Genomic DNA, 26,942 nt, shown 5'->3' with positions numbered 1-26,942 from the left:
GATGCGCTTCAACCTGTCCGCCTGGGCCTTGCAGAACCGCCAGATCATTCTTTACCTCATGCTCCTGCTCGGCATCGCCGGGGCGTTTTCCTATACCCAGCTCGGCCAGAGCGAAGATCCGCCGTTCACCTTCAAGGCCATGGTGATCAAGACCAACTGGCCGGGCGCCACCGCCGAGGAAGTCTCGCGCCAGGTCACCGAGCGCATCGAAAAGAAGCTGATGGAGACCGGCGACTATGACCGTATCGTCTCCTTCTCCCGTCCCGGCGAGTCGCAGGTGACCTTCGTCGCCCGCGAGAACATGCGCTCCAAGGACATTCCCGAACTCTGGTATCAACTGCGGAAGAAGATCGGCGATATCCGCTACACGCTGCCGCAGGGCATCCAGGGGCCGTTCTTCAACGACGAGTTCGGCACCACCTTCGGCAATATCTACGCGCTGTCCGGCAAGGGCTTCGATTACGCGGTGCTCAAGGACTACGCCGATCGCCTGCAACTGCAACTGCAGCGGATCAAGGATGTCGGCAAGGTCGAACTGGTCGGGCTGCAGGACGAGAAGATCTGGATCGACCTGTCCAACACCAAGCTGGCCACCCTCGGCCTGCCGCTGGCGGCGGTGCAGAAGGCCCTGGAAGAGCAGAACGCGGTGAGCGCGACGGGCTTCTTCGAGACCGCCACCGACCGCGTGCAGTTGCGTGTTTCCGGGCGCTTCGATTCGGTGGAGGACATTCGCCAGTTCCCCATCCGGGTCGGCGACCGCACCTTCCGCATCGGTGACGTGGCCGAGGTGCGCCGCGGCTTCAACGATCCGCCGGCGCCGCGCATGCGCTTCATGGGCGAGGACGCCATCGGCATCGCCGTGTCGATGAAGAGCGGCGGCGACATCCTGGTCCTCGGCAAGGCCCTGGAAAGCGAATTCCAGCGCCTGCAACAGAGCCTGCCGGCGGGCATGGAGCTGCGCAAGGTGTCCGACCAGCCGGCGGCGGTGCGCGAGGGCGTCGGCGAGTTCGTCCGGGTGCTCGCCGAGGCACTGCTCATCGTCCTGCTGGTGAGCTTCTTCTCCCTCGGCCTGCGCACCGGCCTGGTGGTGGCGCTGTCGATTCCGCTGGTGCTGGCGATGACCTTCGTCTGCATGCGCTATTTCGACATCGGCCTGCACAAGATTTCCCTCGGCGCCCTGGTCCTGGCGCTGGGGCTGCTGGTGGACGACGCGATCATCGCGGTGGAAATGATGGCGGTGAAGATGGAGCAGGGCTACGACCGCCTCAAGGCGGCCAGCTTCGCCTGGACCAGCACGGCCTTCCCGATGCTCACCGGCACCCTGGTGACGGCGGCGGGCTTCCTGCCCATCGCCACCGCGCAATCGGGCACCGGCGAGTACACCCGTTCGCTGTTCCAGGTGGTGACCATCGCCCTGTTGGTGTCGTGGGTCGCCGCCGTGGTCTTCGTGCCGTACCTGGGCGACAAATTGCTGCCCGATCTGGCCAAGCGGCATGCGGCGAAACACGGTGGCAGCGAGCAGGGGCACGATCCCTACGCCAGCGCGTTCTACCAGCGCTTCCGGCGCCTGGTGGCCTGGTGCGTGCGCTACCGCAAGACGGTGATCGCCCTGACCCTGCTGGCTTTCGTCGGCTCCATCGCGCTGTTCCGCCTGGTGCCGCAGCAGTTCTTCCCGCCGTCGGCGCGGCTGGAGCTGCTGGTCGACCTGAAGCTGGCCGAGGGCGATTCGCTGGCGGCCACCGGCGAGCAGGTGGCGCGCCTGGAGAAGCTGCTCGCCGGGCACCCCGGCATCGAGAACTACGTGGCCTACGTCGGCACCGGTTCGCCGCGCTTCTACCTGCCGCTGGATCAGCAGTTGCCGGCCACCAGCTTCGCCCAGTTCGTGGTGCTGACCAAGAACCTGGAGCAGCGCGAACAGGTCCGTCAGTGGCTGATCGAGCGCATGGCCGAGGACTTCCCCACGGTGCGCACCCGCATCAGTCGCCTGGAGAACGGCCCGCCGGTGGGCTACCCGCTGCAGTTCCGCGTGTCCGGCGAACACATAGCCGAGGTCCGCGCCCTGGCCCGCCAGGTCGCGGCAAAGATGCGCGAGAACCCCCACGTGGTGAACGTGCACCTCGACTGGGAAGAGCCGAGCAAGGCGGTGTTCCTCGACATCGACCAGGACCGCGCCCGCGCGCTGGGCGTCAGTACCGCGGATATCTCGCAGTTCCTGCAAAGCTCGCTGACCGGCGCCACCGTCAGTTACTACCGCGAGGACGATGAGCTGATCGAGATTCTCCTGCGCGGCGACGAACGCGAGCGGCGCGACCTGTCGCAACTGCCGAGCCTGGCGATTCCCACCAACAACGGCCGCAGCGTGGCGCTGTCGCAGGTGGCGACCCTGGAGTACGGCTTCGAGGAAGGCATCATCTGGCGGCGCAACCGCCTGCCGACGGTGACGGTGCGCGCCGACATCTACGACGACTCGCTGCCGGCGACCCTGGTCAAGCAGATCTCGCCGACCCTGGAGCCGATCCGCGCGCAATTGCCGGATGGCTACCTGCTCGACGTCGGCGGCACGGTGGAGGACTCGGCCAAGGGGCAGAACTCGGTGAACGCCGGCATTCCGCTGTTCATCGTGGTGGTCATGAGCCTGCTGATGCTGCAACTGCGCAGCTTCTCGCGCACCGCCATGGTGTTCCTCACCGCGCCCCTCGGGCTGATCGGCGTGACCCTGTTCCTGCTGATCTTCCACAAGCCGTTCGGCTTCGTCGCCATGCTCGGGACCATCGCCCTGGCCGGGATGATCATGCGCAACTCGGTGATCCTGGTGGATCAGATCGAGCAGGACATCGCCCACGGCCTGGACCGCTGGCAGGCGATCATCGAAGCCACGGTGCGGCGTTTCCGCCCCATCGTGCTCACCGCGCTGGCCGCGGTGCTGGCGATGATCCCGCTGTCGCGCAGCGTGTTCTTCGGGCCGATGGCGGTGGCCATCATGGGTGGCCTGATCGTCGCCACGGCGCTGACCCTGCTGTTCCTGCCGGCGCTCTACGCCGCCTGGTTCCGGGTGAAAGAGAACGCCGCCTGAGGCGCCCTGGCACGAGGAAAAAAGCCCGGCACATGGCCGGGCTTTTTTTTCCTCGCGGGCGGCCCTCAGTGTGCGCTGAGCACCCGTTGCGCCAGGCCGGTGGCGGCCGCCGCGGGATTGCCGCGGATGCCTTTCTCCTGCTGGCCGATCACCTTGAACAGGCCATTGAGGGTCTGCTCGGTGACGTACTCCTCGATGCTGCCGTGCTTGTTGTCGAGCATGCCGAAGGTCGCTGCCTGGCTGGCGAGGGCGTTGTACTGCTGGGTCAGGTCGAACTGCTCGGTGGCCTGGGCGACGATGGGCAGGAAGCGTTGGCGCAATTGCTCGCCGCTGCTGCGCTTGAGGTACTGGGTGGCGGAGTCCTCGCCACCGCTGAGGATGCCCTTGGCATCGGCCAGGGTCATGTTCCTCACCGCCTCCGCCAGCAGCGTCCGCGCCTGAGGCACGGCGGCTTCGGCAGCCAGGTTCATGCGTTTTTCCAGCTCGTCCGCCCGGGCGCCGAGGCCCACTTGCTTCATCAGCCTGGCCGCCTGTTCCAGCCGGCCGGGCAGTTCGATGCGCACCAGCGGATCATTGGCGAAGCCACCAGGTTTGCCGAGTTGCTTGACGGCCAGTTGGACGCTTTGCTCCAGCGTGTCCTTCAGGCCATCGCTGGCCTCGTCCTGGCTGAGGCTGGACAGGTTCTGCGCGGAAACGCTGGCCGACAGCAGGGCGCCGGCCAGCAGTAGGGGGAGAGATCGCATCGTCGGGTGGTTCCAGAAGAGGACTTGCGTGGGCCCTCGCCGAGGTACTCGGCGAGGGGGAAGCACAGGGTCGGTGGCAGCGCTCGTCGTCGCGCCGTTCAGCGCACCGCGTCGACTCGGATGCGCAGCGGCTGCGGGTCGCTGCCGTCGAGCTTGACGCTGTGGCGCTCGGTGTTGGTGAAGAGCAGCCGGCCGGCGTTCTCGATGCGCGCGCTGAGCGCATAGCTGTGCCCCGGCTTGACCTGTTTCGGATCGTATTCGAGGGTGAAGGCGATCGGCACCTGCTGGCCGCCGGGCAAGGTCTGGTGCGCCAGTTCGAGCGCCGGGGCATCGGCCAGCGAGACATCCTGCAGACTCACCGAGACCTGGGCGCTGGGCGGCAGGGCAATGCGTTGCAGGTAGAACACCTCGCCGCGCAGCGCGGCTTTCGGTTCGGGGGCTGGCGATGCGCAGGCGCTGAGCAGGCCGGCCATGAGTACCAAGGGCAGGAATTGACGGTTCATCGATGCATGTCCTGGTGAGGTGGAAATCATCCGCTGCAGCATAGGTCGTTTCTCCGGCGGCGGTGCTTCAAACAGGGTTTTCCATGGCGCAAGTCATTCGGTGATCTTGTAGAAGTTGCTGTCGAACATATCCGTGTTGCGCCCATCGGTGAGGTTGTACAGCGAGTAGTTGCGCGCCAGCCTGGCGCCACCGTCGCGGGTCAGCGGCGCCCAGGCCAGGTTGGCGCGGCGCATGGTCGAGGTGGTCATGAGTTCGTCGAAGGGGATGGACACGTAGATGCCCTTGTCGAAGCTGCCTTCGCCGTACTGCTGCTTGGACGCGCTGGTCAGGGTCACCCAGCCGCCGAAGCGCACGCCGTTGCCGAACTCGCGCGACAGGTCGAGGGTGGTGCCCCAGTCGCGGGCCAGGTAGCGGCCGACGCTGACCGCGGCGAGGATGTCCTCGACATCGGTCTTCAGGTAGCCGGTGACGTGGCCGCTGAGCACCCGGTAATCGCGCAGGCCGAAGCCCTGGTCGAAATCGCGCTGGCGCACATAGTTGAGGTCGCCGCCCAGGGCCCAGCGTTCGCCCAGCGGGCGGTACAGCAGTTCGCCGCCGACGCCGGCGAACATCGCCTCCAGGTAGCCGCCGTAGACCATGCCGTAGAGGTCGCGGTCCAGGCGCTTGGCGCTGTTCAACTGGAAGGTCGGCAGGGTCACGTCGGAGCTGGTCCAGTACTCGCGCAGGTAGGTGCGCACCCGCGGCAGGTTGCTCGGCGCGTCGTACTTGAACTTGTCGAAGTTGTTCAGCAGGTTGGCGCTCAGCCCGCCGCTCCACCAGGTGTCCGGGGTGAAGCGGTATTCGGCGCTGGCATCGGCGGTGAACTGGTAGAGGAGGAAGCCATCGGGGCCACCGACGTTCTGCTTGTAGCCCAGGCCGAAGCCATAGCTGAACGGCTCGGGTGTCTGCTCGAAGAGCACTTGCTCCTGGTGCGGCAGCGGCCAGTTCTGCTCGGTGCCACGGCGCAGGTCGTCGAGCGGCCTGTCGTTGCGCACCACCTCGCGGAAGGTCTGGCGCGGCAGGCTGGTCTCGGTCACCGGCATGTCGTAGCGCTTGTCGACCAGGGTGAACCAGTCGATCTGCTCATCGACGCTGTTGTCGAGGATGCGCGCGGCGCGGCCGAGCGCCTTGGGCGGATAGAGGTAGCGGGTCTGCTCGCCGTAGACGATCAGCTCCGCGTCCTTGCGGGCGATGCGCTCGACCTTGTAGCCGGCGTTCGATTCCAGGCGTTGCGACACATGGGCCCAGTCCACCTGCTCCGGGTGCAGGTCCGGGGCCTTGGTCGGCAGCGCCTCGGCCACCGGGTCGGAGACCTTCGCCGGGGCCGCGCGGGTGGCGAAGTTGGTGTGCAGGGTGATGCCGAACATGGCGGTGTTGCCGCGCTCCCAGCCGGCGTGCAGGTCCACCGCGTCGCCGGCCTTGAAGACGAAACCGAGGTTGATCGGCGAGCGCTGGTCCTGATTGTTGTGCTGCGGTTCGTGGCGGTAGTCGTTGCCGTCGTACTCCAGCTTCAGCGCCAGGCGCTCCCAGGGGGTCTGCCAGAGCAGGCCGCCGAACAGCGCGGGCGAGCCGCGGAAGTAGGCGCTGGTGTCGAAGGAGCCGGCGCTGTTCACGTCGCTGTTCGGCGTGGGGCGGTGGTCGAAGCGGTCGTCGATCCAGCCCAGCGGGTTGGCGAAGTCGCCGCGATTGCCGATGTAACCCCAGGCCATGCCGAGGCTCAGGTCGAGGTCGCCGAAACGCTTGTTGCCGACCAGGTATTCACTGGAGAACAGCCCGGTGCCGCCGACGTCGCGGCCGCCGATCGCCAGTTCCGGCAGCCAGTGGCTTTCGCGCAGCAGGCGCAGTTTGGCGTCGACCGCCTTGTCCTTGTAGCTCTGGTTGCCGCTCAACTCGTCCGGGCCGTAGCGCCGGTTGCTGATCGAGGTGTAGCGGAAGGAACCTTCCAGCCAGTCGAAGGGTTGCAGCGAGAAGCTGTAGCGCGAATAGGGATCGACGCGGTTGGCGTTGATGCTCACCTCGCCGGCCTCGGCCATGCGCGCGGTTGGCGTCTGCAACAGGCCGACGCCGCCGAAATCGTTCTGGGTCGGGCGCGGCTCGCCCTGGGCGATGGCCCAGGGCAGCAGCAGGCAGAGCGAATAGCGCAGCTTCATGGGGCCGTCTCAGGCAAGGGTTGGGTCGCGAGGAAGGCGGCCATCTCTGCGCCCAGGCGCGGGAAGGTGCGGGCCGCGCCGGTGGCCTTGAGCGGCCGCAGCAGGGTCGCGCCGGGCGCCACCGGCGGACCGTCCTGGCGGTTCCACAGGGCGATGCCGAGGCGGATGACCTGGCCGTCCGGCTGGATCAGGTAGAGGTAGTCGGGGTCCGCTTCCGGCAGTGCCGGGCATTCTTCGAGGTAGTCGCGCGCCTGGCGCAGCGGCGCGAAGGCGAGCTGGCACTCGCTGGCCACGGCGCCGACGACCCGCAGCGTGGTCGGCCGGCGCGGGAAGAGGAAGCGATCGCCGGGTGCGACCAGAGGGTTCTGCGCCGGCTGCACTTCCACCGTCACCGGATCGAGCACCTGCACGCGGCGGCCGGTCACCGGCAGCGCGGCGAACGTCGTGTACAGGCGCTTGGCCAGGGCCGCGCGGCCCGGCTGACGATCCAGCAGCGCCTTGTTCTTGAGCAGGCCGAGGTCGAACAGGATGCCGGCCTTGAGGCGTTTCTGCGCCGGCTCCAGGGACGGCTGCAACCAGGCGGCGCCGAGCCAGAAACCTTCGGCGTTGACCTGGCTGGCGCGGAACACATCGGCCAGGCGGGTCTCCGGGCTGACCGCCAACGCCCCCGGCGCCACGGCATCGCCACGCACCTCGACGCTCGCCTCGACCAGCGTTTCGGCCCTGGCCTGGGCACCGAGCAGCAGGGCGCAACAGGCGATCGAGAGGACACGGCGGATGCTCATCGGCCAGCCCCCCGGTAGGGCCGCAACTGGGTGATGGCGACCTGCAGCTCGGGCGTGAGCTGCTGGCGGCTGAGCATCACGAAACCGTCGGCGGGATCGACCCAGTAGCTATTGGTGGCGTCCATCCCCAGCAGTGGAGCGCTGAGGCGTTCGTCCACGCGCAGCAGCGAATAGTCGCGTTCGAGTATCCGCACCTGTTCCAGGCCGACCTTGTGGAAACGGCTGTGCAGCGGCACGCCGAGCCGGTAGCCGCTGGCCAGATCGATCCAGCGCTCGCTGGTCTGACCGTCGGCGACCCGGTGCAGGCCGCCGTGGAAGGGCGCGTCGGCGGACAGCCGGGTGGCGGCGAGGTTGTCGCTGAAGCCGACGCTGCGCACCACCAGGCCGTCGCGCAGCATCAGCACCTGGTTCGACGAGGCCATCCAGTACTGCAGGTCGCCCTGCTGGCGCACCAGGGCCATCACCGCCTCGCCGGCGGCGGTCTGCAGCTCGATCTGGTAGTAGGGCAGGGCGTCCACCTGGGCCTGGCTCAGGTGCAGCGACGGCGGGCCGCTGCTGGCGGCGCTCAGGGTGTCCCAGGAAGCCTGCATCAGCGGATTGCAGGCGCACAGCGAGAGCGCCGTCCCGCTCAGGACGGCGAAGCGAAGTAACCTCATGGCGTGGCGTCCGGGTCAGTTCTTCATGTCGTTCTTGATGCTGGCGCCGGTCCCGAGGATGCCCGCCGAGGGCACCAACTGGCTGATGAAGCGGTTCCAGCGGGTGATGCCGGCGGGGCCGACGTAGACCACGTCCTGCGGCTGCAGGTTGAAGCGTTGCGCGAGGATGAAGGCGGTGGGCGACTGCGCGTCCAACTGGAAGACCTTGGCCGGCTCGCGTTCCAGGTCCTCGACGCCGCGGATCACGTAGACCGCCTTGCCGCTGGCGGTGGTCTGGTTCAGCCCGCCGACGCTGCCCAGGGCGTCGGCCAGGTTGAGGTCGCGGGTCTTGTAGGTGATGGCGCGCGGGTTGCCGACCTCGCCCATCAGGTAGACCTTCTTACGGTCGTTGTAGGGCAGGTGGATCTGGTCGCCGTCTTTCAGGTAGAGGTTGTAGAGGTCGCTCTGGCGGTCGTTGAGCGCGTCCAGGTTCAGCGAGTATTCGCGGCCATCGCGCTTGAGCTGGAGGCCGGAGAGGTCCGCCGAGGTGCTATCGACACTGGCCACGCCGATCGCCTCCATCAGGCTCAGCGGCGTGGTGGTGATGGGCTGCGGACCGGCCTTGGCGAAGGCGCCGGTGAGCACCACCTTCTGGCTGGCGAAGCGCAGGATCGCCACGTCCACCTGCGGCGCTTCGACGTATTCCGCCAGCCGGCTGGATATTTCCGTGCGCACTTCCTCGATGTTCCGGCCGGCAACGCGAACCTTGCCGATGTACGGGTAGAAGAGGGTGCCGTCGGGGCGAACCAGCCGGCCATTGGCGTCGCTCTGCTGCTGGGAGCCGGAGGGGGTGGTCAGCTCGGGATGGTCCCAGACGGTGATGTAGAGAACGTCGCCAGCGCCAATGCGGTAGTCCTGAGGCTGGTAGGTCAGCAACTCGGCGGGGACTTCATCCGCCTTCTCCGTCGCGGCCTCCACGGCCAGCAGCTTCGGGGTGATCTGCAGCAGCTCCACGCGACTGCTCTCGGCCGTGCCATCGCGGACGATGCGGCTGGTATCCATATTCTGGCCAGGGGCGAACATGCAGCCCTGAAGCGAAAGAGCGGCGACAACGGCAACGGACAAGGAGCGGATCATGGGCAGGGCTGCTATTGAGTCGTACAACATCGCCGCTGGAGCCGGGCGATCGTGCATGAGGTGGCTGGAATGTCTTGAATAGGCCCGCCCGTGCGGCGGCGGGCGGCGCAAGCGACTGGCGGGCGTCAGCGCTGGGTGCCGGTGGTGCTGGTGGTCCCGGCGCTACCCGGCGCGCCATCCTGGCTGCCCTTGCCGCCGCCGTTGCCCTGGGTCGCGGCAACTCCGGCGGCGACCGCCGCGGCACCGACACCGACCACCGCGCCCGGCGTGACCTTGCCGGCCAGCGGCGTGGGCAGGGTCAGCGGCGCCGCTGGCGGCGGTGGCGCAAGGCGGGTGTTGGCGGGGTCTTCGGCGGCCAATAGCGAAGCGCTCAGCGCCGCCAGAACGGCGAATGTCTGTAGATCTTTCACGGGAGGACTCCAGCGGATGGGGTCGTGTTATCGACGGAGGAAGGCTAGGGATAGCGCGGGGGCCGAACAATCAGAAAAACACCCGCCGAGCGAAGGGTTTTCCTGCACCGCGTGTGGCTTTTCTTTCCGTGAGCGCCGTAGGCCTTGTCGACAGGCGGCAGGCCGCCCGTTCAATAGGCGTTCTTGTGCACGAAGCCCTTGAACACGGTGAGGAAGACGATCTTCAGGTCCCACCACAGCGACCAGTTGTGGATGTAGGCCAGGTCGTGCTCGACGCGCCTCTGCATCTTGTCCAGCGTGTCGGTTTCGCCGCGCCAGCCATTCACCTGGGCCCAGCCGGTGATGCCCGGCTTGACCTTGTGCCGCAGCATGTAGCTGCTGATCTGCGCGCGGTACTGCTCGTTGTGGGCGACCGCGTGCGGGCGCGGACCGACGATGGACATGTCGCCCAGCAGCACATTGATGAACTGGGGCAATTCGTCGAGCGATGTGCGCCGCAGGAAGGCCCCCACCGGGGTGATGCGGTTGTCGTTGCGGGTGGCCTGGATCACCGCCGCGCCGTTCTCCATGACCCGCATGCTGCGGAACTTCCACACCTCGATCGGACGCCCGTCGATGCCGTAGCGCTTCTGCCGGAAGAACACCGGACCGGGCGAACTGAGCTTCACCGCGGCGGCGATCAGCGCCATGGGCAGGGCGATCAGGCAGAGGATCGTCGCCGCCAGGACGATGTCCTCCAGGCGCTTGATCAGGCTGTTGGCGCCGGTCATGGGGCTGTCGAAGATACTGATGGTCGGCACGCCGTTGATGTTCTGGCTGCGCGCATGCAGCAACTCGAACACGAACACATCGGGAACGATGTAGACCGACACCGTGGTGTCGCTGAGCTGCGTCACCAGCCAGCGGATACGCTCCTCGCTGCGCATCGGCAGGGCGATGTAGACCCGATCGATCTCGCCGGCGCGCGCCTGCTCGACCAAGCGCTCCAGGTTGCCGGAAATCGGCAGGCGCACCTTGCCCTGGGCGAGGCTGACCGGCTCGTGGTGCCTGTCGTCGAAGAACCCCAGCAGGTCCAGCCCCATCCACGGCGCCCCGGCGATATGACTGGCCAGGCGCTGCCCCACGGGACCGGCCCCGGCAATGGCCACCGAGCGCGTGTTGAAGCCATGACGGCGCAAGGCATTGAGCGACGTGCGCAACAGCACGCGATAGCCGCACAGACTGACCAGCACCAGGGCGAACCATTGCAGCAGCAGGGCATCCCTGGGCTGCGACTCGAACTTCAGCAAGTGCCCGAGCAGAAACACCGCGACGAAACTCATCGCCCAGATACCGCCCGCCTTGCGCAACTCCTCGCGAATCCGCTCGCCACGCCAGGAGCCGTAAAGCTGGCCGAAATCGCTGAGCTGATAGAAGACCACCAGCGCCAACAACGCGGATATGACCTGCTCGTTGGCGATCGGCAGACCGTTCGCACGGATCACGACCGCCATGCCGGCGCTGATGACGCATAGATCCAGAAGCTTTTGCAGTACGGAAACACTGGCCTGATGGGCGCGCAGGATTCCGCGGTCAGTAATATTCATAGATATCACCTTCAAATATCCGCATCGAATAGCAGGTATTCGCGCTGGATAGTTCAGTGGTGCCTGATGACAGCCGTGCAAAAACATCCCGTGAAATAAATCAATCACAGTGCTGTCGATGGGTTTGAAAAATAGTTTGGCGAAGAAAGGGAAGAAAAGTCGCAGGAATATCAGTCGTTATATGAAATTCAGGTTGGGGATACTGCGCCGCGGGCCGTGGGGGAGAGACCGGGATACCATTCCGTGAGCAGTTGCTCATAGGCGGTCAGTATCTGTTCCCAGTTAAAACACTCCTCGAAGCGCTTACGGCTCGCTTCTTTCATTCTCAATACTGCGTTGTCATCGGCAAGCAGTTCATCGAATAGCTGTGCACAGGTTGATTCGTTCTCGAAATAAGACGCACCCGGACCCGCCACCCAACGATTGAATTGGTTGTCATGGGCTATGACCGCACAGCCGGCCCCCATGGCTTCTACGAGAGAAGGGTTGGTGCCACCGACACGATGTCCATGTAGATAGAACCTGCTATGGAAACGCAGCGCCTGAACGACGGGGGCATCGTATATTGCACCAGGGAAAGTGACTTCCTCGCTGGCGGATTCGATAACCTGATGATGGAATGGGTTGCTGTCCGGGTTGAAGTTTCCGAGGACCACGAGTCTGTGGTTGCGCTTTTTCTGGCTGAATGCCTTGACCATTTCTAGAAAAGAGTTTTCTGGTTCCGGTCTGGCAATGATGACGGAAAACTGATTGGGCTTCAGGTCGAATCTGCTTAGCAATCCCTCGTCCGCGTTGACAATCTCGTCGCCACCATAGGGGATCATGGTGATCTTGTCCGTGGACACGCGGGTCGCCAAGTGCTCCTTGATTTTCGGATGGTCGGCAATCAGGTGGTCGCCAATCCAGCAGCCCAGTCGCTCATTGATCCAGAACCAGCTCTTGGCAAGTTTTCCCCACTTGTCCCGGCGCCACTCAATACCGTCCATATTGATGATGTTGGTTTGGCCTTTGAGACGTTGCAGAAGATTGAACAGGGCAGTGTTGTAGCCAAGAGTAAGGAATAGCCCATCTCTTTTTAGCGCGTGATGGACAGCCTTCCAGTCGAAGATGAATGTTCCAATTGCGCCACGTTGGGAGATCGGGATGTGGATCAGGTTTATTCCGTTCCATTTATTTTCCCACATGGTCTGCCCTACATCATCCTGACAGTAGACTGTGACGTTCCATCCTCTATCGTGGAGATATAAGGATAGTTTCTCAGCGAATGTCTCAAAGCCGCCGTGGTTGGCAGGTAATCCTCTGATTCCTAGTATTGATAGTTTCTTGGTTTTCATGTCTGCTTAGTTTCCCGAATTTTGTGTTTCCGTATTTAAAACTTATTGCCAGGCAAATCCCGAGGAGCATTCCATATCTAGGGGTCTCTATGTTTGAATTTACGATAAATTGAAGCGCTATGATTAATTGGAACCATATTCCTGATTTTTTTAATATAGAAAATATGGCTAAGAAGAATGGGATTGAAAAAATAAGCCCTAGGTGGACGGTTGCTTGTAGGAAGTCATTGTGTGCTGTTACAAGTACATATTTGTAGCCAAGTTCACTGCCTAGCATTTTGGGGTAGTCTGGGTTTATGTATTGCTGTCCGGCACCTATGCCCCAGATCAATTGATTTTTTATGTATTCAAGGTTTACAGTCCATATTAATAGTCTGGATCTTATCGTGTCGATTTTTGAGATGTTCTCAAGGTTTAGAAGTGCTTCGTTTATTCTTTCGTTGAAAGTAATTATTAATAATGATGAGAATAGTATTAGAGTTAGGGTTATGGCTGTTTTTTTGGGTTTGTCATTCTGTATCGAGTCTAATGCAAGCACTAAGATCATTATTGAAAGCCCTGTTCTGCTTGCAGTCATGGTTACTATTAGTGCTGAAATGCCTATAAATATATATTTTTCTGTTTTGGTCTTTGTAATGTTTATCCATATTCCGCAAAGCGCTAATAAGGAGATGTAGTTTGCTAGAATGTTTTGATTTAAATGAGGTAGGTTTAGTCTGTTATTACCGGATGTTGAAAACATGAAAATACAAAGAGTAAAAAATACAAATAATGTCGTCAAAAAAATTGCATTTCCATTTTTTCTATCATTCTGGAGGTTTTTCTTTTTCATTAGCATGTGAAATGCTAAGAAGAAAACAATTATTCTTATATAGCTCCATGCGTATACGAAGTAGATGTACTGATCTTTTATTTTGTCAAAATTTGATACGTAATTTGCTAGAATTATTGAAGGTAACAATAGTGAGGTTATTAGTATTTTTGGCTCTATTTTTTTGTAAAATATATTTGTAAATACAAATATTGAAAAAATTACGTCTAGGCTCGTTAGTAGTGTGTACTCTTCTCCTCCGGTCAATACGACTCTTCCCCAGTACTGGTCTATTGCGTTTGAATATCCTGCTATGGCAATTCCGGCTGAGATTATAGTTTTTTCGCTTGGCCTAAACAGGCAATGTATTATTATCCCCAGGAAGAATAGGTTTGCTATGGTGGCTCCTACTAAATACACGAATAGCTCCCGGTCTTTTATATTGTTTCTATGTTGTTTTTCTCGAATAGAATTTTTATTTTCTGCAATTCTTTGTTTTCATTTGTTATTTCATCTATTCCTATTGATGTTATTTTTGAGTTTGGTAGAAGTCTTCTGGAGTTTAGTAGGGATGTGCTGCAGTAACTAATGATGTGGTCAGGGTTGTACTTCATGATTAATTCCTCTGCTGTCAATAGGTTGCTTTCTTTTTCTTCGACTTTGTTTCTTATTTCTATTGATTTTGATTTACTCTCTGGGTGGCTTTTGAAAAATACGATATTGAAGTTTTCCTCCATGTACTTCTTGGCTTTTTCTCTCAGTGCTTTTGCGGTTTTTTGATTCAAAAAATTCTCAATAGGTTGGTCTATGAAAAAGGCTTCGTATTTTTGATGTGTTTCCTTTGAAAGATTCGTTGTTGGTATTTTATAAGTCTCTTTAAATACGTTTCTTTTAAATAGATCCTCTGGAGACGTGAACCAGCCGTAGAGCCTCTTCGGAGGGTGTGCGTCAATTCCAGAAAGGTGGCCAGAGTATGCTTTGTACTGGAACGGCGTAAACATTGTTATGTGTCTTCTTTTTCTTGATATTCTGTCTATTTCCTTGTTTCTTTTGTTGTCGTAGTAATTTAAAACTCCATCTTCGATTATGGTTATTCTTTTGGCATTTCTTCCAAAGAATAGAGTGTTCCCAAGTAAATGGTCTGGGTGGGGTATAAAGAGGTTATATTTTTTGAATTTCGCCGTGATTGCTACTTTCATGCATATAAGGAGAAAGGCAATTTTGCTTTTTTCTGATCGCTCTATTGTTATGCACTTTGCTGACTTGGTCTTTCTCTTTGAGAAATTTATTGTTGTTATGTTTTTGCAGTCTATTTGGTTGGCTATGGAGTCCCATAGTAATGAATGGTAATTCGTGTAAAGTAGGCATATTTCCTGAGTTTCTTTCATTTTTATTTAATGGATTCCAGGTTGGCGGGGGAGTTTGCTTTTATATTGTTTTTGGCTTTTTTTCCTAATATTCTTTTTATTTCCTTTGGGGGTGCTCCATATCCTGGTCTTACACTTCTGATTGACTCGGCTGTTATTGTTTCTCCGGCGTTAATGTTCTTTGTAAAGTACAGCGATCTTCTAAATTTCACATTCGCCGCTTCGCTTTCCTTGCACCCGTAATCCACCTTCCCCAACGCACGCCATGCCGTCTTGCTATTGCGGCACAGTTGCTCCAGCTCCGCCGGCTCCAGGGAGAAACTGTCATCCGGCCCGCCGCCGTTGCGATCCAGCGTGAAGTGCTTTTCGATGATCGAGGCGCCCAGGGCCACGCTGGCGATGGCGGTGGTGTTGTCCAGGGTGTGGTCGGACAGTCCGGTGACCAGGCCGAAGCGCTGGCGCATATCGGCCAGGGTGTGCAGGTTGTAGTCCTCCGCCGGGGCGGGATAGCCGCTGACGCAGTGGAGGATGGCCAGTTCCCGGCAGCCGCCTGCGCGCGCGGCGTCGATGGCTTCCTGGATTTCCTCGGCGTCGGCCATGCCGGTGGAGATGATCATCGGCTTGCCGGTACTGGCGACGTACTGGATGAGTGGCAGGTCTACCGCTTCGAAGGAGGCGATCTTGTAGGCCGGGGCGTTGAGGTCTTCCAGCAGGTCGACGGCGGTGTTGTCGAAGGGCGAGCTGAAGATCGTGATGCCGAGTTTCCGTGCATGTTCGAACAGCGGCGCATGCCAGTCCCAGGGCATATGGGCTTCCTGGTAGAGCTGGTAAAGCGTCTTGCCGTCCCACAGGCCGCCGTGGATCTGGAAGTCTTCGCTGTCGCAATCGAGGGTGATGGTATCGGCGGTGTAGGTTTGCAGCTTGACGGCATCCGCGCCGGCTTTCTTCGCCGCTTCGATGATGCGCAGGGCGGTGTCCAGTTTGCCGTTGTGGTTGGCGGAGAGTTCGGCGATGACGTAGGGCGGGTGGTCCTGGCCGATGGCCCGGCCGGCGATGGATATATGCGCAAAGTCGTTCATTTCGATTCCTCGGGACTGGCTTTCCACTCGCTGGCGAGCAGGCCGAAGCAGTAGATGTCGTGGTACTTCTCACCGCAGAAATGCTGGGCGCGGAGCAGGCCTTCCTGCTGGAAGCCGAGCTTGCGGTGCAGGTGGATCGAGCGTTCGTTGTAGGCCAGTACCTGAGCACTGAGCTTGTGCAGGCCACGGTTGGCGAAGGCGAATCGCAGGGCGCTGCTGGTCATGCAGGTACCGGTTCCGCGTTGCGCATCGGGTGCGACGTAGAAGCCCCATTCGGCGATCTCGCCTTGGGCCTTGTGCGTGAAGTTGAGGTATCCCCAAGGCCTGTCGCCGACCTCATAGATCAACAATTCCTGGCGCGGGTCCTGGCTGACCCGCTCGAACCAGCGCAGGTGCTCTTCCAGTTCGATGTGATGTTGGTTGCACATGTAGCGGCTGATGGCGGGGTGGTTTCGCCAGCTCAATACGAGCGGCAGGTCTGCCCGCTCAAGTGGTCTCAGGCTGTGCATGGGGGTTCTCTGTCAGTCGAATGAGGGCTTGCAGAACGCGTCCGGTACCTTGCCCGTCGGTGATGGCGGCCGCGGCCCGTGCCATTTGCTTGAGGGAGCCGGGGGCGCGGAGCTGGTCGAGGCAGGCCGGCAGCGCCGAGGCAATCTGCTGCGGCGACTCGATCAAGAGCGCGGCTCCGGCGTTGCGCAGGTGCTCGGCGACGGCGCGCTGATTGTCGGCGAGGATGACCATGACGCTGGGGACTCCCAGGCAGCAGCGCTCCCATGACGTCGAGCCGGCGGCGCCGATTGCCAGGTCGCAGCCAGCCATCAGCTTGGCCATGGCCGGCGTGTCGACCAGGACTTCGGTGGGGCATGGCATCTCCCCGGCCTGTGCTTGCACGGATTCCAGCCATGGCGCGGTCGAGCCCATGACGACTTGAATCCTGTCGTGCTGCCGCATGAGCGGATGCAGGCTGCCGAGGATCATTCCCGTGGCGTTGGGACGATCCATACCGCCCATGGAGATGAGCAGGTTACGCAAGGGGCGCTGCTCCCGATCCGCCAGGCTGCGCAGGCGCCATGTGGCGAACTCGGGACGCAGCAGCGCGAAGCCGGGGCCGATGAGCCGCTTGCAGTCCGACGGCACCAGGCTCTGATAGTCCTCGGGCCTGCGCCCCAGATTCTGGTCCAGCAACAGGTCGCACACATGCGCCCGGTCGGCCAGGTCGTCGATCACCATCAGGTGGCGACAGTGCCCGGCGAGTCGCTGCTCCCAGCGTCGTTCGATGGCGTAGTGATCCACCACCAGCCAGTCGGTGCCGGCGGCGCCGAGCGCCTCGGCGGTCTGTCGCGCGTCCTCGGCCCAGGTGGCGCCCAGCCAGGCGGCATGTGCGGGGCCCGCTGATGCCTCGCCGACGTTGTCGTCAGCGCCGGGCAGTACGCTCAGGCGATGCCCGCGCTGGCTGATGTGGGCGATCAGGTGGCCCGGATGCTCCCGCGTGATGAAGTGGCAGGCGGCGCCCGCCGCGCGCAGGGCGTCGGCCAGGGTCAGGCAGCGCATCAGGTGGCCGCTGCCCATGCGCAACGACGCATCGACGCGGAAAGCAAATGTGCTACTCACTGATTTCACCAGCAGGTCCAGCCACCGTCTACGACGATATTGGCGCCATTGACGAAAGAGGATGCCTCAGACGCTAGAAACAGCGTTGGCCCTTTGATCTCATCAGGAGTCCCGATTCGACCCATTGGAACTTTTTGAGCAAGAGTAGAAATAAAAGTCGGGCTAGTGCGCTGGACTGTCTCAGATGGAAACGGACCAGGAGAAATTGCGTTGACGCGAATTCCCTCTTTTCCGAATTCGCATCCCGCATATCGTGTCCAGTGCAGCAACGCTGCCTTGGCTGCACCATAAAATGGTGGATTGGCACCGCTTGCTAATTCGTAAATTCGCTGATCAGGACTGACCAACGCGTACATCGAAGCCAGATTGATGACAGAGGCGCCAGCACAATCTTTCACTGCTTGTCGCAAATTGGGTAACAACGACTGCAAAAGCCTGTGAGTCGCAACCATGGTCACGTCATAACTGGCTGTATAGGCTTTAGTATCGACCAGCTCTATGTTGCCAGCTCCTCCGACATAAGCGTTATTGATCAGGATATGTAGAGGGCGCCTCTGCATATTTATGACAAAACGCTCAACGGCCTCGGGGGAGGTGATATCGAATGGCGCGCTTTCCGCAGAGAGCCCTGCGGCCCTCAGGCTGGCTACAACTTTCTCGCTGCGTTCGAGGGAGCGCGAATTTATTAATACCATGGCTCCTGCCTCGGCTAGTATCCAAGCCATTGAGGCACCTAGGTGCCCAGTGGCACCAGTTATCAATGCCGTTTTCCCTTCAAGTGAAAATATATTCACGCCCTTGTTCATGCCTGGCTCCAATAAGCCGGATTCAGTGACCTTTCTTCAAGGTGCGGACGGCTAGCTACAATGGTGTTAATTTCTTGCCGACTGAGATCCGGACTGCAGAGTATTTTGATATTTTCATAAAGCTGAGCGATGGACTCCATACCGATAACCAGTCCATCCACCCAATCCAAAGATTTGACAAAACTCAGGCAGAAGTCAGTTACTGAAGTCCTTTTTGCATTACGACTCTGTTCTGCAAGCCAGTTTATGATCGGATCTGGATGCAAGATATTAGCCTTGCGCCAAAGCTCCGTATCTGTGCTTGGTAAAAGCCCTTGAAGAAGAGTGCTGCGGACATGAACAAAAAGTTCCCTCCGCTGCTTTTGAGTGCGGATAATGGGAGCCAGATGATCCCAACGATAGTCGAGTACGTTGAGAGGGATCTGGATGAACCCGACATTCGCTACGGTTAGTGTCAGTTCCAGTTCTTCAGGGGTCTGTACGGAGACCCCCAATGTTCTCAAGTTTCCACTTGCCTTGTGCTCCAAGAGCCTGTTCCAGACTGCGCCATTCCAGGCATTCATGTGAGTTGCTCGGTGCAACATCAATACATCAAGGCTTTGCATGCGCAAGGCGGAACATGACTTGTAGATGCTGGCATCAACAAAGGCGTTGACTATTGGTGCTGTAGCATTCGCTGGGCAGTTTGCCAGGGGGGACAGTTTGGTAATCACTCGTGCCCGCCCTTCCCAGCCAGACTTGAGGACATTGCCGATGACCTCTTCGCTACTGCCATATGCGCGTGCCGTATCTATATAAGTTACGCCATTGGCTATGGCAGTCTTGATCAGCTTTTCCGCTGTTGCCTGACTCGGTTGTCCAGTCATATTGGCAATGCCATAGTTAAAGCCGAGTTGCGCCGCCCCCAGCACTAACTTACTGGCCGGTAATGACTGCTGTGGTTGGAAGATGCTGTTATCGAGGCGTTGGATTAAGTCAAAGGCAGACACCTTCACGGCATCTTCAATACCGAAAAATACCTGCTGGATAGCGATGTAATCATCAAGGCAATCAACGGTGCAGCGAAAATGGCCTTTGGCTAGTTCCTTGTATTTCTCGAAATAGGTTTCACCAAATATGCGCTTTATATAGGGAGTAACATGCTCTTGGTCATGCTTGCTTAGAGCAGGAGAAGCTGCTGCTTCTCGCAAATGACATAGACGAGTCAGCTCTGCGCTCATGCCATAAGGCAAGCCGGATCTGTCTCCGTTGCAGCACAGATAATTCAGTTTTCTCTGGATGAACTCCTGTTCGATATCGTCCAGCAATGCTCCATCTGGAAAAACATTATCCGCAGTCAGTCGAAAGACCAGAGTGTCATCCTCATAACCTTCAAGGGCTCCAACGATTCGCTCCAGCGTATTATCCAGGTCGCCTCTAAAGCAGTGGAGGCCATGGCGTGTCAGCAATTCTGCTAAAGCGTCATCCGTCGCCTCTCTGGAGGTGGCGACGATAACCTTTCGACCTGTATTGGCTGCTCGCTCGGCAGCCAATACAGCGAGTGGGATACCGTTTACGGGCAGCAGCACTTTTCCCGGCAAGCGCGAGGAGTTGGTACGAGCCTGTAGGACAGCCACACTTTTCAAGAGAAAACTCTCAGCAGCGCGGAAACCACTTCATCCTGCTGCTCCACACTCATGGTCTGGAACATGGGCAGGCTGATCGCCTCGCTGTAGTAGCGCTCGGCCTGTGGATAGTCGCCGTCGCGGAAGCCCAGGGCGCGGTAGTAGGGCTGCGTATGCACCGGGATGTAGTGCAGGTTGACGCCGATGCCCAGGGCGCGCAGGCGCTCGAAGATTTGCCGATGGCTGGGGCGGCATTGTTCGGTCTTCACGCGGATCACATACAGGTGCAGGCCGGAGTAGCTGTCCGGGTGTTGCCAGGGCGTGATGACCACCGGCAGGTCGGCCAGCCGCTCGTCATAGCGCCGCGCCAGGGCATGGCGCCGCGCCACGTAGCTGTCCAGCCGCTGCATCTGGCTGAGGCCCAGGGCGGCCTGCAGTTCGGTCATGCGGTAATTGAAGCCGAGGTCGATCTGCTGGTAGTACCAGGGGCCATCGGCGGCATGGGTCATCTGCGCGGGATCGCGGGTGATGCCATGACTGCGCAGCAGCGCCATGCGTTCGGCCAACTGCGCATCGTTGGTCAGCGCCATGCCGCCTTCGGCGGTGGTGATGATCTTCACCGGATGGAAGCTGAACACGCTGATGTCGCTGTAGCGGCCGTTGCCGATGAACTCGCCGCGGTACTTGCCGCCGATGGCGTGGGAGGCATCTTCGATGACCTTGAAGCCATAGCGCTGCGCCAGTTCGTGGATCGCCGCCATGTCGCAGGGCTGGCCGCACAGGTGCACGGCGACCACGATCTTGGGCAGCGCGCCATTCGCCTCGGCTTCCTGCAGTTTGGCGGCGAGGGCCTTGGGGCAGAGGTTGTAGGTGCGCGGATCGATATCGACGAAGTCGACCTGGGCGCCGCAATACAGGCCGCAGTTGGCCGAGGCGACGAAGGTGATGGGCGTGGTCCAGAGCCGGTCGCCGGGGCCGAGCCCCAGCGCCAGGCAGGCGATGTGCAGGGCCGAGGTGGCGCTGTTGACGGCCAGGGCGTGCCTGGCTCCCACGTGCGCAGCCACGCTCTGTTCGAAGCGCGGCACCATGGGGCCCTGGGTCAGGAAGTCCGATTTCAGGACCTCGATGACCTGGGCGATATCCGCGGCGGTGATGTCCTGGCGACCGTAGGGAATCATCAGATGCTCCCGATCTTCGCGTGGTTGCGGTCGATCCAGGCGCGCAGCGCGTCGTCGCTCATCCAGTCGCTGTTGTTGTCGCTGGCGTAGACGAAACCTTCCGCGACCTTCTTGCCATCCTTGATGCGCTTGGTGCAGGTCGCCCAGTTATTGATGGTCGGCAGGATCTTGAAGTGTTCCGGGTACTCGTAGGTGTAGTAGGCGTCTTCGACGCTGATCATCTGCTCGTGCAGCTTTTCGCCGGGACGAATGCCGATGACTTCCTGGCGCGCCGTGGGGGCGACCACGCGGGCCAGGTCGGTGACTTTCATCGAGGGGATCTTCTTCACGTAGATCTCGCCGCCCTCCATGTCGTCGAAGGCGTGCCAGACCAGTTCCACGCCTTCTTCCAGGGAGATCATGAAGCGGGTCATGCGCTCGTCGGTGATGGGCAGAACCCCGCTGTCCTTGATCGACATGAAGAAGGGGATGACCGAGCCGCGCGAGCCCATGACATTGCCGTAGCGGACCACGGAGAAACGCGTGTCGTGCCCGCCGGAGTACGAGTTGCCGGCGACGAACAGCTTGTCCGAGGCGAGCTTGGTGGCGCCGTAGAGGTTGATCGGGCTGCTGGCCTTGTCGGTGGAAAGGGCGACCACGCGCTTGACACCCTTGTCGATGCAGACGTCGATCAGGTTCATGGCGCCCATGACGTTGGTCTTCACGCACTCGAAGGGGTTGTATTCGGCGGTCGGTACGATCTTGGTTGCGGCGGCGTGGACCACATAGTCGACACCGTCCAGGGCGCGATACAGGCGTTCGCGGTCGCGCACATCGCCAATGAAGAAGCGCACGCGGTTATCGCCCGAATACTTCTTGGCCATGTCCCACTGTTTCATTTCGTCGCGGGAGAAAATAATGATTTTCTTCGGGTTGTATTTGGCCAGTGTCATGGGCACGAATGTATTGCCGAAGGAACCGGTTCCGCCGGTGACGAGGATGGTTTTATTGCTGAGCATGAGGTAGATCCTTGATTCAGGCTTTTGCTGAATTTGTATAAGAGCGAGTGGTCAGGTTGTTTTTGATGAGGGCGAATGCCGTAAACTTCCAGATCAGGATGAACAGGAAGGAAGCGAACAGGGATATGGCCACGGCCAGGTTCTTGTCGTAGGCCGACAGTATCCACACCAGGAGAATGAAGAGTGGCAGCGTCAGAAGGTGGCAAGTGATGATGCTGCGGTCGCGGCCCACGGCATAAAGCGCATAGTGGGGGATCATGCCCAGTCCATAGACTGTGGTGGCCGCGAGAATCCACGGGAACATATTGCGGTGGGTGATATAGATATCCTTGCCCAGCCATTGCAGTAACGGTGAAATGAGCAGAAGTGCGGCAATGAAGAATGATCCACTGACGATCGATGTCTGCCGGGTCAAGTTGGCCAATGCCTTGTTGAACTCGATCATGTTGCCTTTCTGCCAGGCATTGACCATGGCGGGATAAGTAAAAGAAAAGACGCCGGCATCGAGGAATGACATCAAGGCATTGCCGATATTCATATAAAGCACATAGGCCGCTAGAACTTCCGCGCCGGAAAGTATCTGTAGCCAGTAACGGTCGAGGGTCAGAACGCCACGAATCGCCAGGGTCGCGATCAGCAAGGACGCGGCAACTTTCAACCCGCGACCGATCCAGGCCCAGTCGATGCGCCTGTGCCAGCCGCCCAGCTTCAGCCGCCACAGCCGGTGGAGGCCCAGGGCGAGGCCGCAGAGGCCGCCGAGGCTCCAGCCGCCCAGCACGTAGTCGAGGCTGCGGGTCTCGGGCGCCAGGAGCATGAGCGCGACGATGGCGATAGCCCAGATGCCCTGGCGGAGGAACAGGATGACGCTGGCGATGAGCGGCTCGGAGATGGCGATCAACAGCCGGCCAAGCTCCTGCGTCAGATGCTCGATAACGATCAACAGAAAGAACCAGCCGGCGAATCGCCAGGGCAACAGTCCTTCAATGAAAATCAGTGTGAGCAGTGGCAATACGATCAGATAAAGCAACAGCGAGATGGCCGCCTGGCACTTCAATAATCCGCCCCACTGGCTCATGTCATGTTTTGCGATTTCCCGGGTGGTGAAGGTGTAGAAGTCGAAGCCGAGCAGATATAAGGCATAACCGATGGTTGCACTGAGCAGGCCGAATACACCCAGTTCGGCCGGTGCGAGAAACCTGGCCAGCAGAAAGACCAAAAGGAACTTGCTGGCCATGGTAAGAATTCTCAAGGAGAGGCTGAAAATTCTGATCAGCTTTGTGTTGTTCATCGTTGATGGCGTGTTTCAGGTATCAGGGCGGGAATTTGGTTTTTTGCTTATTTGAAGCGGAATTTTCTTGATTCGATCGACCGCCTGACTCGGCCGTCCAAGCGGACACGCTACCGCCCCAGGATTTATCGTCGGATTCCTCAAGACGTGGATGAGTGGCTGAAGGTTAATTGGCCATGACATGTCAAGGTGATGGCCTTATTAATATTTAGGAGTTGGACGGGTGAAACTTATTTCTGCGCATTTTTTATACGCTTGAAAGGACGTGCAGTGATTCTAGGTGGTGGCTTCGTAGGTCGTGGGTGACTTGCGTTGTCAGATAAATCGCCGGGCGCGGAAGTTTGTCGTACCTGAGGTGCTTACTATTTCCGAGGCACCGGGGTTTATTTCATTTTTCGGCAATGCTCACTCGACTGAGTGGAACTTTTACCAGGGCGTCTCTTTGCAGCAGTTTCAATAGCAGCACTACCCGCTCGTCTCCGTCCCTGGCCAGGAAGATGGCGTCGATCTGGCGCAGGCCGGGCTCGTCGATCCTGACGCTGTCGCCCGGCAGGAGGGCGGGGATGATCGAGGCAGCCGGGGGCCGGTTCAGCCTGTCGATCACCTCTTCGGGAACGGCCGTGGGGCGGCCGCCGAAGGCGACGATCCGGGTCACGCCGCGGGTGGAGCGGATCGGCAGCCAGTTGTCCTCGACCTTGTCCAGGTGAATGAACAGGTAGCCGGGGAACAGCGGCTCGTCGAGCACGCGCAGTTGGCCCTTGTGCAGCGACTCGATGCTGTGCAGCGCTTGCAGGCAGCGATAGCCCTGGCGCTCCAGGTGTTCCAGGGCGCGCTGGTCCTGGCGCGGTTTGCATTGCAGGAGGTACCAGCGTTTGGCGCTTGAGTCCGACATGCGTTGAATCCTTGCAGGACTCACGGCGCCTGCTGCGTGCTGGGTTCCGACGGAAAGGGAACGCCGGGGCCGTTGGCGGCCGCGGGCGTCGATCAGTCTTTGTCGGACGTGTACTCGTAGTGGTAGTAGCCGTAGCTGCCATAGCCGTAGTAGGCCGAGGCACGCCTTTCGATGCCATTGAGGATGGCGCCTTTGAGTTCGATGCCGTTCTGCGCGAAGCGGCGGATGGTCAGCTCGATCTCGCGCGGCGGGTTCAGGCCGAAACGGGTGACGATCAGGTTGGTGCCGGCCTGCCGGCCGACGATGGCGGCGTCGGTGACGGCCAGCAGCGGCGGGGTGTCGAGGATCACCAGGTCGAAGCGGCGGCTGGCCTCTTCGAGCAGCGCGGTGAAGTTCGGGTGCATCAGCAGTTCCGACGGGTTCGGCGGAATCTGTCCGCGCGGCAGGAAGCTCAGGCAGTCGATTTCGCTCTGGCGCACGGCGCTGTCGAAGTCGCAGCGTTTCGCCAGCAGGTCGGAGAGGCCGTTCTCTTCGCTGGTGCCGAGGATCTTGTGCAGGTAGCCCTTGCGCATGTCGACGTCGATCAGCAGCACCCGTTGCCCGGTCTGGGCGATCACCGCCGCCAGGTTGGAGGAGACGAAGGTCTTGCCGACGAAGGGGCTCGGCCCGGAGATCATCAGGCGGTTGTCGCCGGCTTCGAGCATGGCGAAGTGCAGGCTGGTGCGCAGGCTGCGCAGGGCTTCCACCGCCAGGTCGGTCGGGTGGGCGATGGACAGCAGCGGGGCGGCCTTGGCGGAGCGGCCCTGGCCTTTGTCGCGCGTGCTTTCCTCGGATTTCTGCAGGACGCTGAAGGGCACCGAGGCGTAGACCGGCAGGCCCAGTTGCTCGATCGCCTCGGGGGTCTCGATGCCACGGTTCAGGGCGCGGCGCAGCAGCACCAGGGCCACCGAGCAGAACAGCCCGAGCAGCGCGGCGACCAGGACGATCAGGGCCTTCTTCGGCTTGATCGGTTTGGTGATGTCGACGTCGGCGCTGTCGATGATGCGCACGTTGCCGACGGCGCCGGCGCGCATCACGTCGAGTTCCTGGGCCTTGTTCAGCAACTGGGTGTAGATGGCGGTGCTGACTTGTACGTCGCGGGTCAGGCGCAGCAGTTCCTGCTGGGTTTCCGGCAGGCCCTCGACCCTGTGCGTCAGGCCGTTCTGTTTCGCCGTGAGTTCGCCGATCTGCTTCTGCAAGGCCTGGTAGGCCGGGTGCTGCGGGGTGAACTTGCGGTCCATCTCGGCTTTTTGCAGCTTGAGTTCGGAGATATTGGTGTCCAGCGCCACCACCTGGTCGAGCAGGGCCTTGGTTTCCAGGCTGATGTCCGCCGACTTGGCGTGGGTCTGGTAGGCGCTCAGGGCGTCCTCGGCCTTTTCCAGTTCGCGGCGCACTTCCGGCAACTGGCCGCGGAGGAACTCCAGGCTGGAGGCGGCCTCGGCCGAGGCGCGTTCGACGTTCTGCCGCACGTAGAGCTTGCTGATTTCGTCCAGCACCCGCAGGGCGCGGCTCGGTTCGGCGTTTTCCAGCGATAGGCTGATGATCCCGGACTCCTTGCCGGTCTCGCCGACGTTGAGCTTGTCCTGGTAACGCAGGATGGTGGTCAGGCGGCGCTCGCGAACCACCTTGAAGCGGGTACCGGGGTTGGCCTGCAGCGCGCGTACCTGGAGGGTCACGCCGTTCTGCTGGCTGCTTTCGCCGACCTTGCCCTGGAGCAGCAGGTCGTCGTCATCGTTGAGCAGGCTGAAGCTGCCGTTTTCCCCGGCGACCAGCGTCAGGCGCTTTTCCAGCAGGGCGTCGGGCACATCCAGCTGGAAGATATCCAGGGACTCTCCGCCCCAGCCGAAGCGGCTCATGCCGAGCAGCGGCGCGGCCACCTCATCCGGGGTTTGCGGCTGGAAGTGGCGGGCGATGAAGCCGCCGAGCAGCGGGAAGCGACTGGGCTCCGCGACGATGTTCAGGCGCAGGTTATCCACCGCCTTGCCGATCACCGCGCGCGAGGTGATCAGCTGGATTTCCGTCACCGCCTGGGACTGCGCGCCGAGCAGGTCGCCCATATCGGAGAGGCCGGGAATGCTCGGCTTCTTGGCTTCGACCTGGACGCTGGCGTCGGAGCGGTAGATCGGTGTCGCCAGCAGCGCATAGGTCGCGCCCAGGGTGGTGAAGGCCGCGGTGATGCCGGCGATCAGCCATTTGTGATCGATCAGGGTGCCGAGCAGACCGAGCAGGTCGATTTCATCATCGTCCGGGTCTTGCATCGCTATCGCGGGTTGCTGCTGCATGGGGAGGCTTCTTTACCGATTGGGCTGGCGAATGGGATTGAGGCGCACGCACCAGGCGTCGACGCCTTCCTTGATCAACGCATAGGCATGCTCGAACGCTGCCGGGCCTTGCCGGTAGGGATCGGGAATCTCTCGGTCGTTCTGCCATTTGCCCAGCAGGAAGGTCTTCCCGCGGGCTTCCGGCGCCACCTGCAAGACGCCCTGCAGGTGGTGGTGTTCCATGACCAGCACCAGATCGGCTTCGCGCAGCAGTTGTGCGTTCAGTTGCCGTGCGTGGTGTTCGCGGGGCTGTTCACCCTGCCGTTGCAGGAGTGCCAGGGCGTTGCGCTCGATGGGGCTGCCGGCGCGTGCGCCGAGGCCGGCGGAGCTGACCTGTATGTCAGTGGCGGCCAGGCATTGGCGCAGCAGATGTTCCGCGGTGGGGCTGCGGCAAATGTTGCCGACACAGACGACCAAGACCTTCTTCAACACAACGGCATCCCAGGAGTGAGCTGGTTAGGAAGGCCGCGAATTTAAGAGGGGGGAGGGGGGGAAGCAATGCGAATAATCTCAAACTGACATGGCTCGGAATTTTCTCCGGCGTCACTCTGT

General features: G+C 60.4%; 23 protein-coding genes. 1 reads left to right on the top strand and 22 read right to left on the bottom strand.

The features are described from left to right. The first annotated feature begins 1 nt into the window (after position 1). On the top strand, positions 2-3,073 hold the full coding sequence (locus BLQ74_RS04415) for an efflux RND transporter permease subunit (protein ID WP_090261307.1): 3,072 nt from the start codon (positions 2-4) through the stop codon (positions 3,071-3,073). A gap of 65 nt (positions 3,074-3,138) precedes the next feature. Here BLQ74_RS04415 and BLQ74_RS04410 read toward each other — a convergent pair whose 3' ends face one another. The 22 genes from BLQ74_RS04410 to BLQ74_RS04300 all read right to left on the bottom strand — a co-directional run bounded on the left by BLQ74_RS04410 (position 3,139) and on the right by BLQ74_RS04300 (position 26,822). Then, entirely contained in the window at positions 3,139-3,816 is a 678-nt protein-coding gene (locus BLQ74_RS04410) for a DUF4197 domain-containing protein (RefSeq protein ID WP_090261305.1), read from the bottom strand. Between the two features lie 98 nt (positions 3,817-3,914). Then, positions 3,915-4,319, bottom strand: a complete 405-nt coding sequence (locus BLQ74_RS04405) for a YbaY family lipoprotein (RefSeq protein WP_090261303.1) — start codon at positions 4,317-4,319, stop codon at positions 3,915-3,917. A 93-nt stretch (positions 4,320-4,412) separates the two neighbouring features. Next, positions 4,413-6,509 carry a YjbH domain-containing protein gene (locus BLQ74_RS04400; protein WP_090261301.1) on the bottom strand — a complete coding sequence of 699 codons (2,097 nt, stop codon included), beginning with the start codon at positions 6,507-6,509 and terminating at the stop codon, positions 4,413-4,415. Continuing rightward, positions 6,506-7,294, bottom strand: coding sequence for a capsule biosynthesis GfcC family protein (locus BLQ74_RS04395; RefSeq protein WP_090261300.1), 789 nt, complete (start codon positions 7,292-7,294; stop codon positions 6,506-6,508). Before BLQ74_RS04395 ends, BLQ74_RS04400 begins: the two co-directional genes overlap by 4 nt. Next, on the bottom strand, positions 7,291-7,950 hold the full coding sequence (locus BLQ74_RS04390) for a YjbF family lipoprotein (RefSeq protein WP_090261298.1): 660 nt from the start codon (positions 7,948-7,950) through the stop codon (positions 7,291-7,293). The genes BLQ74_RS04395 and BLQ74_RS04390 overlap by 4 nt, the downstream gene beginning before the upstream one ends. A 15-nt stretch (positions 7,951-7,965) precedes the next feature. After that, entirely contained in the window at positions 7,966-9,066 is a 1,101-nt protein-coding gene (locus BLQ74_RS04385; protein ID WP_090261296.1) for a polysaccharide biosynthesis/export family protein, read from the bottom strand. Between the two features lie 125 nt (positions 9,067-9,191). Then, positions 9,192-9,476 (bottom strand): hypothetical protein, encoded by a 285-nt coding sequence (locus BLQ74_RS04380; RefSeq protein WP_090261294.1) that lies wholly within the window; start codon positions 9,474-9,476, stop codon positions 9,192-9,194. A gap of 170 nt (positions 9,477-9,646) precedes the next feature. Next, positions 9,647-11,062, bottom strand: coding sequence for an undecaprenyl-phosphate glucose phosphotransferase (locus tag BLQ74_RS04375; protein WP_090261292.1), 1,416 nt, complete (start codon positions 11,060-11,062; stop codon positions 9,647-9,649). 188 nt (positions 11,063-11,250) lie between these two features. After that, complete coding sequence (locus BLQ74_RS04370; protein WP_090261290.1) at positions 11,251-12,396, bottom strand: DUF1972 domain-containing protein; 1,146 nt, start codon at positions 12,394-12,396, stop codon at positions 11,251-11,253. Continuing rightward, positions 12,332-13,627: an O-antigen ligase family protein gene (locus tag BLQ74_RS04365; RefSeq protein ID WP_139199036.1), complete on the bottom strand. Its 1,296-nt coding sequence runs from the start codon at positions 13,625-13,627 to the stop codon at positions 12,332-12,334. The genes BLQ74_RS04370 and BLQ74_RS04365 overlap by 65 nt, the downstream gene beginning before the upstream one ends. Before the next feature lie 17 nt (positions 13,628-13,644). Continuing rightward, complete coding sequence (locus BLQ74_RS26935; protein WP_139199035.1) at positions 13,645-14,595, bottom strand: polysialyltransferase family glycosyltransferase; 951 nt, start codon at positions 14,593-14,595, stop codon at positions 13,645-13,647. A 2-nt stretch (positions 14,596-14,597) separates the two neighbouring features. Further along, positions 14,598-15,653, bottom strand: coding sequence for a pseudaminic acid synthase (pseI, locus tag BLQ74_RS04350; protein WP_090261281.1), 1,056 nt, complete (start codon positions 15,651-15,653; stop codon positions 14,598-14,600). Continuing rightward, a complete protein-coding gene (pseH, locus tag BLQ74_RS04345) occupies positions 15,650-16,162 on the bottom strand; it encodes a UDP-4-amino-4,6-dideoxy-N-acetyl-beta-L-altrosamine N-acetyltransferase (RefSeq protein WP_090261970.1) in 513 nt (170 codons plus the stop codon). The genes pseI and pseH overlap by 4 nt, the downstream gene beginning before the upstream one ends. Then, positions 16,140-17,264, bottom strand: coding sequence for a UDP-2,4-diacetamido-2,4,6-trideoxy-beta-L-altropyranose hydrolase (gene pseG / locus BLQ74_RS04340; RefSeq protein WP_090261279.1), 1,125 nt, complete (start codon positions 17,262-17,264; stop codon positions 16,140-16,142). Before pseG ends, pseH begins: the two co-directional genes overlap by 23 nt. 5 nt (positions 17,265-17,269) lie before the next feature. Further along, a complete protein-coding gene (locus BLQ74_RS04335; protein ID WP_090261276.1) occupies positions 17,270-18,070 on the bottom strand; it encodes an SDR family NAD(P)-dependent oxidoreductase in 801 nt (266 codons plus the stop codon). Beyond that, positions 18,067-19,686: an aldo/keto reductase gene (locus tag BLQ74_RS04330; protein ID WP_244507154.1), complete on the bottom strand. Its 1,620-nt coding sequence runs from the start codon at positions 19,684-19,686 to the stop codon at positions 18,067-18,069. Before BLQ74_RS04330 ends, BLQ74_RS04335 begins: the two co-directional genes overlap by 4 nt. 5 nt (positions 19,687-19,691) lie before the next feature. After that, on the bottom strand, positions 19,692-20,852 hold the full coding sequence (gene pseC / locus BLQ74_RS04325; RefSeq protein ID WP_090261271.1) for a UDP-4-amino-4,6-dideoxy-N-acetyl-beta-L-altrosamine transaminase: 1,161 nt from the start codon (positions 20,850-20,852) through the stop codon (positions 19,692-19,694). Continuing rightward, positions 20,852-21,850, bottom strand: coding sequence for a UDP-N-acetylglucosamine 4,6-dehydratase (inverting) (gene pseB / locus BLQ74_RS04320; RefSeq protein ID WP_090261270.1), 999 nt, complete (start codon positions 21,848-21,850; stop codon positions 20,852-20,854). Before pseB ends, pseC begins: the two co-directional genes overlap by 1 nt. Positions 21,851-21,866: 16 nt before the next feature. Further along, the gene (locus tag BLQ74_RS04315; protein WP_244507147.1) at positions 21,867-23,084 is read right to left on the bottom strand and encodes a lipopolysaccharide biosynthesis protein; all 1,218 of its coding nucleotides are present in this window, start codon (positions 23,082-23,084) and stop codon (positions 21,867-21,869) included. A 442-nt stretch (positions 23,085-23,526) separates the two neighbouring features. Next, a complete protein-coding gene (gene rfaH / locus BLQ74_RS04310) occupies positions 23,527-24,030 on the bottom strand; it encodes a transcription/translation regulatory transformer protein RfaH (RefSeq protein WP_090261266.1) in 504 nt (167 codons plus the stop codon). 92 nt (positions 24,031-24,122) lie between these two features. Further along, entirely contained in the window at positions 24,123-26,351 is a 2,229-nt protein-coding gene (locus BLQ74_RS04305) for a polysaccharide biosynthesis tyrosine autokinase (protein WP_090261264.1), read from the bottom strand. Positions 26,352-26,363: 12 nt separating this feature from the next. Next, on the bottom strand, positions 26,364-26,822 hold the full coding sequence (locus BLQ74_RS04300; protein WP_090261262.1) for a low molecular weight protein-tyrosine-phosphatase: 459 nt from the start codon (positions 26,820-26,822) through the stop codon (positions 26,364-26,366). Positions 26,823-26,942: the final 120 nt, after the last annotated feature.

This window comes from Pseudomonas panipatensis (genome assembly GCF_900099785.1).
Classification (GTDB): Bacteria; Pseudomonadota; Gammaproteobacteria; order Pseudomonadales; family Pseudomonadaceae; genus Pseudomonas; species Pseudomonas panipatensis.
This window is presented reverse-complemented; position numbering and strand designations above follow the sequence as displayed.